This window comes from Xanthobacter sp. BG11Y11_SDJG, from assembly GCF_057364445.1.
The window spans coordinates 1-1,639 of the sequence record NZ_JBNFNU010000620.1 but is presented as its reverse complement, the minus strand read 5'-3'; the positions used below and the strand labels follow the sequence as shown (position 1 = coordinate 1,639).

The window sequence follows — 1,639 nt, the reverse complement described above, 5'->3', positions numbered from 1 at the left end:
CCCGGGGCATCCGGCGGCGACGGCCGGCGGCTGGGGCGCTGGCGGCGTGTGCGCGGCGAGGGTCTGCGCGGGAGGAGTCTCGGCAAGGCTCGCGGAGAGGGTGACGGACATGGCAGTTCCAAGGGACGCCCGGCGTCGTGCGGCGCCGGCTCATTCGGCTCCGTGCCCGCACCGGCGCAGGCGGCAGGGGTGGGCCGTTCCGGGCCATGGAACCTTGACGGGGGTCAAGTGTCCATCCCGCCGGGTCGAAATTATGACCCGCACCGCCGTGCCGACCCGCACCGCCCGCGCCGCTTGACAAGGCCGGGCGGAGCCGGGACATCCCGCTGGGCGGCCGGTGTGCCGCGCAACGACCGGCGCCGCGCCAGGGCGGCCGGACGGGGAGAACGAGATGACCGAGGAACAGCGCCTCATCAAGGAAACCGCCGCCGCCTTCGCCCGCGACGTTCTGGCGCCCGGCGCCGCGCGCCGCGACAAGGAGAAGGCGATCGAGCCCGCGGTGCTGAAGGGCCTCGCGGACCTCGGCTTCCTCGGCATGACGGTGCCGGAGGCCTATGACGGCGCCGGCGCCGATTATGTCAGCTATGCCCATGCCCTCATGGAGGTGGCCGCCGGCGACGGCGCGGTCTCCACCCTCATGAGCGTCCACAACGCCCCCTTCAACGCCATCCTGGAGCGCTACGGCTCCGACGCCCAGAAGGAGGAGGTGCTGCGCCCCGCCGCGCGCGGGGAATTCATCGGCGCCTTCGGCCTGACCGAATCCGACGCCGGCTCGGACGCCGGCGCGCTGAAGACCCGCGCCGTGCGGCGCAACGACCGCTATGTCATCAATGGCGGCAAGGAATTCATCACCTCGGGCCGGATCGGCGGCTGGATCGTGCTGTTCGCCAAGGTGGAGGGCTCGGCCGCCCGCAACCCCATGACCGCCTTCCTCGTGCCCACTTCGGCGAAGGGCTATGTGGTGGCGAAGGTGGAGGACAAGCTCGGCCAGCGCGCCTCCGACACCTGCTCGCTGCGCTTCGAGGACCTGGAGGTGCCGGCCGACTACCGCATCGGCGAGGAGGGCGAGGGCTACCGCATCGCTCTGTCGTCGCTGGAGACCGGGCGCATCGGCATCGCCGCCCAGTCGGTGGGCATGGCGCGCGCGGCCTATGAGGCGGCGGTCGCCTATGCCAAGGAGCGGCGCGCGTTCGGCAAGGCGATCATTGAGCACCAGGCGCTGGCTTTCCGTCTCGCCGAGATGCGCACGGATCTCGAGGCCGCCACCCAGCTGGTGCTCAACGCGGCGCGGATGAAGGACGACGGCCTGCCCTGCCTCACCGAGGCGGCGATCGCCAAGCTGTTCGCCTCCGAGGCGGCGGAACGCATCGTCTCGCGCGCGCTCCAGACCTTCGGCGGCTACGGCTATCTGGACGACTTCCCGCTGGAGCGCATCTATCGCGACGTGCGCGTGTGCCAGATCTACGAAGGCACCAGCGACATCCAGAAGATCATCATCTCCCGCGCCATCGCCGGCGCGGCCTGACCGCCCGGACCAGGCGTCGCGCTCACAAGGCGCGGCGGACCTTGCCGGCGAAGGCCCGGCGCGGCGCCGGAACGAGCCGGCGGTGGAGCTTGATCGCTGCCCGCTTCAGCTGGC

1 protein-coding gene is annotated in these 1,639 nt (G+C 71.8%); it reads left to right on the top strand.

Annotated elements, in window-relative coordinates:
- Positions 1-391 precede the first annotated feature (391 nt).
- A complete protein-coding gene (locus AC2W7M_RS25055) occupies positions 392-1,525 on the top strand; it encodes an acyl-CoA dehydrogenase family protein (protein WP_486135779.1) in 1,134 nt (377 codons plus the stop codon).
- Positions 1,526-1,639 lie beyond the last annotated feature (114 nt).